The sequence below is a fragment of the Flavobacterium sp. genome (genome assembly GCF_044361065.1).
Lineage (GTDB): Bacteria > Bacteroidota > Bacteroidia > Flavobacteriales > Flavobacteriaceae > Flavobacterium.
The window spans coordinates 1-7,833 of sequence record NZ_JBIKJI010000102.1 but is presented as its reverse complement, the minus strand read 5'-3'; the positions used below and the strand labels follow the sequence as shown (position 1 = coordinate 7,833).

Here is a 7,833-nt window from a genome sequence, read left to right as displayed (position 1 = left end):
GACAAACCTCTGGTGTATCTGTTGTTCCGCCAGGAGCACCGCAGAGTAGCTACGTTTGGAAGGGATAAGCGCTGAAAGCATATAAGCGCGAAACCCACCACAAGATGAGATTTCTTTTAAGGGTCGTAGGAGATGACTACGTTGATAGGCTATAGATGTAAAGGCAGTAATGTCATAGTCGAGTAGTACTAATAACCCGTAAGCTTATTGTAATTGTTTCTCCCGAGTAATCGGGAGAAACGAAATTCTTTCCCCTTCGAGTTATCTCAGGGAACAAGAAAGAAAGCGTTTTATACTTTTATTATTTTTATCTCAGTATGTTAAGATATTTGCAACTATGTTGCAGTCATAAAGACGAAAGTCCAAAGTCACAAAGGAAACTTTAGACAGAAAGACATTAGACTTTAGACTTACAATTAAGGTGGTTATTGCGTTGGGGCTCACCTCTTACCTTTCCGAACAGAGAAGTTAAGCCCAACTGCGCAGATGGTACTGCAGTTATGTGGGAGAGTATGTCGCCGCCTTCTTTTATTAAGAGGCTATCTGAAAAGATAGCCTCTTTTTTTTGTTATATAAACGTGATTTATAGCTTGTTTACAAGATTTATCTTATGAAAACCTAAGCGTTAGTGGGTGTAGTGGCATCCTTTTTTTAAAAAAATAACACCAAAAAAGATATAACGGAACACACGACCTGAAAGGGAACGCATAAAATAAAAGTTTGTATATTTGAGGATGAATAAATTACTTATAATAAGTTCGGTTTGGGTAGAACCTAATTCTTCTGCAGCGGGAAGTAGGATGCTTCAATTAATTCGATTCTTTTTATCTCAAAATTATAGTATTGAGTACGCTTCTACAGCTACAGTTAGTGAATTCTGTTTTGATTTAGCTGAATTAGATATTACAACTCAATTTATCCAGCTTAATGATAGTTCTTTTGATGGTTACTTACAGGAAATTAATCCAAATTTGGTTTTATTTGATCGATTTATGGTTGAAGAACAATTTGGTTGGCGCGTATCAAATGTATTGCCAAATGCAATTAAAATATTAGATACAGAAGATTTACATTGTTTGCGAAAAGCAAGGCAAGAAGCTATTAAGAATAACACTTCGTTCGACACTTTAGATTTCAATTCTGATATAGCTAAACGTGAAATTGCGTCTATTTATAGAAGTGATTTATCACTTATGGTTTCGGATTATGAAATGGATTTGTTACAAACCGTTTTTCAAGTTCCAAAATCTATTTTGTTTTATTTGCCTATTTGGATTGAAAAATTTGCTCTTGAAAAACAAGATTTTCACACTAAAATTGATTTTGTTTTTATTGGAAATTTTTATCACGAACCAAATTGGGATTCTGTTTTAGTCTTGAAAAATGAGATTTGGCCTAAGCTAAAAGACTTACTTCCAAATGCAAAACTTAATATATACGGAGCGTATCCAACTCAAAAAGTTCTTCAATTACATAATCCTAAAGAGGGATTTTTAATTCACGGTAGAGCTGAAAGCGCTAAAGAAGTTATTCGTTCTTCAAGAGTTTTATTAGCGCCGATTCGATTTGGAGCTGGAATAAAAGGAAAATTATTGGAGTGTATGGAATACGGAACGCCATCTGTAACCACCTCAATTGGAGCGGAAGCTATGTGCGATAATCTAACGTGGAACGGATTTGTTGAGAACGACTATTCTGAATTTATTTCAAAAGCGGTTTTATTGTATTCCAATCAAGAAATTTGGGAACAAGCTGTTCAAAATGGTTATGAAATTATTCAACTGAAGTTTCTGTTTTCTATTTATAAGTCTAAATTTCTGAATACCTTAAATGAATTACAATCTAATTTAGATTCCCATAGAAATGCAAATTTTATTGGACAAATGTTAAAATTTCATACGTTAAGAAGTACAGAATTTATGAGTCGTTGGATTGAAGAAAAGAATAAGTAAATTACTAATTCATTTCAAATTACATAAAACTTGCCAATAATATGCCTAAAGCAATTACGATTAATTTGGCTAAATTAAATTTATGCCCTTCGCTACTTTCAAAAATAATAGTTGACGAAATATGAAATAAAATCCCAATTACAATTCCAGATAATTGCGATGAATAATTCGTAATAAAACTTAAATTATCTGCCAAGAACGTTCCTAATGGTGTCATAAAAGCAAAAGTTATCATAAAAAATAAAATTGCTTTAGAATTCAATTGTGCGTTTTTGAAAAACGTGGTTAATATTATTGCAATTGGAAAGTGATGAATGGCAATTCCGTAGGCCAAATGTGGATGTTTGTTGATTGGTAAACCTTCTAAAAGTGCGTGTAAACACAAACTGAAAAACAACAACCAAGGAATATGTGAAATTTTATTATGTCCGTGAACATGCCCATGTTCTGCGCCTTTTGAAAAATATTCTAAAATGATTTGAAACACAATTCCAATCATAATATAAATTCCAATTTTTGAATGGAAATGACCTTCGTGTCCTGGTTCGGTTACTATTTCTTCGCTGTGATAAACTTCTGGAAGTAAATGCATAACCGTCAATGACAATAAAAATGCGCCACTAAATGCTAATAATAATTTTAAATTATTTTTGCTTTTTGGTGCGAAAAATATGGCGAAAATATATCCTAAAACAACAGACAGTAAAGGAAAAAGGTAAATAGTGTAGTTCATTATTTAAAAATCATAATTAAACGTTCTGATTGTGTTTTGTAAAACTTTCTTAATTTGTAATCTCCAAAAATTTCTAATAAGAAAATACCTGCTTCTTCCATCATAGATTCAAAATCTGATAACGTGAATGCTGAAACTTTTTCGGTAAAGTAAAAAGATTCGCCTTTATCTTCAAATCTGATTTCTTTAATTATTTTCTTATTTTCAACAAAACGTTTGATGTTAAAAGTAATGCCATCAATTTCTTTGGTTTCTTCCGCTACTAAATTTTCAATAATAAAATCAGAATTAAAAAAATCAATCACACCAAAACCATATTCGTTAATGCTATCTTTTATAGCTTTTAAGGTTTTAATGTTGTCTTCGTATGTGTCAAAATACCCAAAACTTGTAAATAAATTAAAAACAGCATCATAAGTTTCGTTCATTGGTTCACGCATATCGTGCGTTTTAAACCGTAACGTTTCATTTGAAGATTCATTAGCAATAGCAATACTATTTTCGGATAAATCAACACCAGTTACGTTGTAGCCTAATTTGTTTAAATAGATGGAATGCCTGCCTTTTCCACAAGCTAAGTCTAATATAGTTCCGTTTTCGGGCATATTCAGATAGTGTGTAACATTGTCTATAAAAACTTGTGCTTCTTCTTCATTTCTGTTTTTATACAAAATGTGATAATAAGGTGAATCAAACCAAGTACTAAACCAATTTTCTGAATTTTTTGCTGTAGAATTTGACATTTATCTGATTGGAAATTATGAATCAACAAATTTAACGTATTTTTGCAAACAAATAGCAAATATTATAAACACAGATTACACAGATTACACAAATTCACACAAAATGATTCGTGAAAATCTGTGAAATCTGTGTTTAATTTCTGACTATTAATTATTTATTTAATTTATAAATTCTCTCTGAGGGAAAGAGGTCTATGGAAAATTTTAAAATGGTTGCCAAAACTTTTTTTGGTTTTGAAGAAATTCTTGAAAAAGAATTGTTCCAACTTGGAGCACAAAATGTAATAAAAGGAACAAGAAGTGTAAGTTTTCAAGGTGATAAAGGTTTTATGTATAAAGCAAACTTGGCTTTACGTACGGCTTTAAAAATATTAAAACCCATTCATACTTTTAAGGCGTATAATGAACAAACGCTGTATGATGGCATCCAAAAAGTGGATTGGTCAGACTATTTAAAAGTGCAACAATCATTTGTTGTGGAAACGACTTTGTATTCAGAACAATTTACGCACAGTCAGTTTGTGGCGCAAAAAGTTAAGGATGCAATTGTAGATCAATTTAAAACCAATACAGGAGAACGTCCAAGTATTGATAAAGATTTCCCAGATTTACGAATCCACATACACATTGATAGAGATTTTTGTACGCTTTCGTTAGATACTTCTGGTGTTTCATTACATCAACGAGGTTATAAAACTGCTACTAACATTGCTCCAATAAATGAAGTTTTAGCGGCTGGAATGTTAATTTTATCTGGTTGGGATGGAAACGCCCATTTTTTAGATCCTATGTGTGGAAGTGGAACTATTGTTGCAGAAGCTGCAATGATTGCGTGTAATATCCCTGCTAACATCAACAGAAAGGAATTTGCCTTTGAAAGATGGCCAGATTGGGATTCGGAATTATTTGATAAAGTTTTAGAATCGTTATTGAAAAAAACAAGAGAATTTCATTATACAATTGTTGGATGCGATAAAGCACCGAGTGCTGTTGAAAAAGCGAAAGACAATATAAAAAACGCCAATTTAGACGATTATGTAACTATCAAACAAGCCGATTTCTTTCAATCTGAGAAAGAAGTAGAAGGGCCGTTGCATATGGTTTTCAATCCACCTTATGGGGAACGTTTAAATATAGAAATGGAACGGTTTTATCGAGAAATTGGCGACACGATGAAGCAAAATTATCCAGGAACAAACGCTTGGTTTATTACAGCAAATTTGGAAGCTTTAAAATTTGTAGGTTTACGTCCAAGTAGAAAAATAAAATTATTTAATGGAAAATTAGAAGCACGTTTCGTGAAATACGAAATGTATGCAGGAAGCAAGCGAACGAAATTTCAGGTCAATGAATAATTAGTTTATAGTATAAAAAAAAAATAGTATGTCAAAACAAACCAAATCTTTAGTTTTTAATATGTTAGGATTTTTAATCCTTTTCATTGCATTCCGTTTTATTGTTGCTACGTATACCGGTTTTACAAGTTGGCAAATTCCGTTAGCGGCGTTTGTAGTAGCCACTATTTTAGCCCCAAAATTTCAAGTAGTAAAAACCAGTGAAGGTGAAAAACTGTTTATGAAATGGCTTTTTATTAAAGGGGTGAAAGAGATAAAATAATTCAATTTCCAAAAATAAAAATTCCAAATTCCAAATTTACGACAAGTTTTGGATTTGGAATTTTTTAATTTTTGGGTTTTGGAGTTTTTGAATTTCCTTTGCTTTTATAAAAAGGAATAAAATAACTTATGGAATAGTTAATTCCTGCTCCAAACTTACTGTTTTCGTAAGTTTTATTAAAACCAGGAATGTATAAATTAGCGAAGCCTTCAGGTTCATTGTTAGACATTAAATAATTTAATCGCAAGGAAAATCCAACGTATAAATTATTTAAAACTTCTGCTTTTAATCCACTTACCACTTCTAACCAAGTTGCTGAAAGGCCGTTGAATTCTTGATTAGATGTATTTGTATTTACACCGTAATAATTTCCGGGTTGATAAATTGTAAAGCTGTTTAATTTGTGATTAAAACTTCCAGCACCAGCACGCATTCCAATAAAAATCATATTTTCCATATCTAGCCAATTTTCATAGGCATTATAATCAAAACCTACTTTAAAATAGGTTCCTTTTGTTGTGTAATTAAGATTGTCGTCAGCCGTAGTTTTTTCTTCGTTACCTATTTCTCCTGCGGCATAAAATTTCTTAGTAATTCTATAATCTCCTACTAATTCTATACCTTTATAGTTGTCGTTATATAACGATTTTGTCAAACGATGTGCATCAATTCCCAATCGTAATCCATAACGTTGAGGAATTTTTAAAGTATCTTTTTCTTGAGCTAATCCATTTTTTGAAAACAGCAGCACAAAAATTAGACTAAAAATATATTTTAATATGTGTTTCATCTTCGTTTTCAATATTTGGTTGTGAAACAATAACGTTTTGAATCCAATTGTTTGAATCAGGTGTTACTGTAATTGGGTTAGTAGTATTTAGTGTGAATAACGTTTTATAGCCACAAGCGCGAGAAATAAAAACTGTTTTTCGACTGTAATTAAATGTGATTTCGTCTAAATTATCGTCTGTTGTTGGATCAATACTTCCATTTTTTATGAAATATAAAATTGAAGTATCTTGAAATGTTTTTAATGGCACTTTTATTTTGCTTGTGGCAGTAAATCCAAAACCATTTGTAAATCCTGGAGCAATTACGCCTAAATTAGTTACGTTTTTTAGTGTTGTTGGATTGGCAACATCGTAAAATTCAAACACAACTTTTGGTGTTGTTGGCGTATTAGCATCGCAGATATCATCTTTTTCGCAACTCGAAAAGAAAACACTAAGCAATAGTAATAGAAATAGCTGTTTCATATCTTATCTTTTTTCTAAAAGTACAACATTTTCTACGTGATGCGTTTGCGGAAACATATCTACTGGTCGTACACGTGTAACTTTATACATTTCATCTAATAAAGCCAAATCACGTGCTTGTGTTGCCGAATTACAACTTACATACACAATTTTTTCGGCTCCAATTTTCAATAATTGTGCAACAACGTCTTTATGCATTCCATCTCGTGGTGGATCGGTAATTACTACATCTGGATGTCCGTGAGTGTTTATGAAATCATCATTAAACACATTTTTCATATCACCTACAAAAAATTCGCAATTTGTAATGTTATTTCTATTTGCATTTTCTTTTGCGTCAGCAATTGCTTCTGGAACAGCCTCAACGCCAATTACTTTTTTAGCTTTTTTCGATACAAATTGCGCAATTGTTCCTGTTCCTGTATATAAATCATACACTAATTCGTTTCCTGTAAGTCCTGCAAAATCTCGTGTAATGGCATATAATTCATACGCTTGTTGCGAATTGGTTTGGTAGAACGATTTGGCATTAATACTAAAATGTAATCCTTCCATTTCTTCTAAAATGTAATTTCTACCTTTAAAAGTAATTATATCTTGATCATAAATGGTGTCATTCATTTTCTGATTGACAACATATTGTAATGAAGTAGTTTCAGGAAAACGTGTTGCTAAAAATTGCATTATTAATTCAATTTCCGATTTGTTATTTTCGAAAAACTGAATTAAAATCATCAATTCACCTGTTGAAGCGGTACGAATCATCAATGTTCTCAGTAAACCTTCGTTGGTTCTTGGATTATAAAATGACAAATTATTTTCATTCGCAAATCGACGAATTTCATTTCTTATATCGTTTGACGGATCTTCCTGTAAATGACATTTCGTGATGTCTAAGATTTTATCCCACATTCTCGGAATATGAAATCCTACCGCATTTTTATTGTCTAATTCGGCTCCAGAAGCCACTTCTTCAGGTGTCATCCATCGCGTAGATGAAAAACCAAATTCCATTTTATTTCTGTAGAAAAATTGTTTTTCCGAACCTAAAATGGGTTCAAATTCGGGCATTTCAATCTTTCCAATACGTTTTAAATTATTGTATACTTCGTTGTGTTTGTAATGTAGTTGTTGGCTATACTTCATATTTTGCCATTTGCAACCGCCACAAACCCCAAAATGTTCGCAAATTGGTTCTGTTCGGTGTTCTGAAAATTCGTGAATTTTTATGGCTTTTCCTTCGTAAAATGCTTTTCGTTTTTTCATAGTTTGAATGTCGGCAACATCTCCAGGCACCACATTCGGAATAAAAATTACTTTACCATCTGGCGCTTTTGCTACCGATACACCTTTTGCACCTGCATCAAGGATTTGTACGTTTTCGAATACGATTCTTTCTGTTCTCTTTTTTCCCATGACGCAAAAATAAGAATTGTTATGCGGATTAGATAAATTATTTTACTTTTATAACAAAATTTTAAAGTAATGACAAAATATTTAGCGCTTTTACGAGGTATAAACGTATCGGGACA

The 7,833-nt window shown here is 32.0% G+C and carries 8 protein-coding genes and 2 rRNA genes; 5 read left to right on the top strand and 5 right to left on the bottom strand.

The window, feature by feature from the left end:
* The 3 genes from ACIQ11_RS07180 to ACIQ11_RS07170 all read left to right on the top strand — a co-directional run.
* Positions 1-212, top strand: a 23S ribosomal RNA gene (locus ACIQ11_RS07180); the annotation flags it as partial.
* 205 nt (positions 213-417) lie between these two features.
* Positions 418-527 (top strand): 5S ribosomal RNA (gene rrf, locus ACIQ11_RS07175).
* Positions 528-734: 207 nt separating this feature from the next.
* Positions 735-1,952 (top strand): glycosyltransferase, encoded by a 1,218-nt coding sequence (locus ACIQ11_RS07170; RefSeq protein WP_396153997.1) that lies wholly within the window; start codon positions 735-737, stop codon positions 1,950-1,952.
* Between the two features lie 19 nt (positions 1,953-1,971).
* Here the strand turns inward: ACIQ11_RS07170 and ACIQ11_RS07165 are convergent, their stop codons facing one another.
* Together ACIQ11_RS07165 and ACIQ11_RS07160 are read right to left on the bottom strand one after the other, a co-directional pair.
* A complete protein-coding gene (locus ACIQ11_RS07165) occupies positions 1,972-2,685 on the bottom strand; it encodes a ZIP family metal transporter (RefSeq protein WP_396153996.1) in 714 nt (237 codons plus the stop codon).
* Entirely contained in the window at positions 2,685-3,428 is a 744-nt protein-coding gene (locus tag ACIQ11_RS07160; protein ID WP_396153995.1) for a class I SAM-dependent methyltransferase, read from the bottom strand. Before ACIQ11_RS07160 ends, ACIQ11_RS07165 begins: the two co-directional genes overlap by 1 nt.
* 194 nt (positions 3,429-3,622) lie before the next feature.
* Here ACIQ11_RS07160 and ACIQ11_RS07155 point away from each other — a divergent pair, with 194 nt between their 5' ends.
* Both ACIQ11_RS07155 and ACIQ11_RS07150 read left to right on the top strand, forming a co-directional pair.
* Complete coding sequence (locus ACIQ11_RS07155) at positions 3,623-4,783, top strand: class I SAM-dependent RNA methyltransferase (protein WP_396153994.1); 1,161 nt, start codon at positions 3,623-3,625, stop codon at positions 4,781-4,783.
* A 28-nt stretch (positions 4,784-4,811) separates the two neighbouring features.
* Entirely contained in the window at positions 4,812-5,045 is a 234-nt protein-coding gene (locus tag ACIQ11_RS07150) for a hypothetical protein (protein ID WP_353079674.1), read from the top strand.
* A 64-nt stretch (positions 5,046-5,109) separates the two neighbouring features.
* Here ACIQ11_RS07150 and ACIQ11_RS07145 read toward each other — a convergent pair whose 3' ends face one another.
* From ACIQ11_RS07145 to rlmD, 3 genes are read right to left on the bottom strand one after another with little or no spacing between them, the layout of a single operon-like run.
* The gene (locus tag ACIQ11_RS07145; protein ID WP_396153993.1) at positions 5,110-5,835 is read right to left on the bottom strand and encodes a DUF6048 family protein; all 726 of its coding nucleotides are present in this window, start codon (positions 5,833-5,835) and stop codon (positions 5,110-5,112) included.
* Positions 5,807-6,301 (bottom strand): DUF6452 family protein, encoded by a 495-nt coding sequence (locus ACIQ11_RS07140; protein WP_396153992.1) that lies wholly within the window; start codon positions 6,299-6,301, stop codon positions 5,807-5,809. The genes ACIQ11_RS07145 and ACIQ11_RS07140 overlap by 29 nt, the downstream gene beginning before the upstream one ends.
* Before the next feature lie 3 nt (positions 6,302-6,304).
* Positions 6,305-7,717: a 23S rRNA (uracil(1939)-C(5))-methyltransferase RlmD gene (rlmD, locus tag ACIQ11_RS07135; protein ID WP_396153991.1), complete on the bottom strand. Its 1,413-nt coding sequence runs from the start codon at positions 7,715-7,717 to the stop codon at positions 6,305-6,307.
* Between the last annotated feature and the right edge of the window lie 116 nt (positions 7,718-7,833).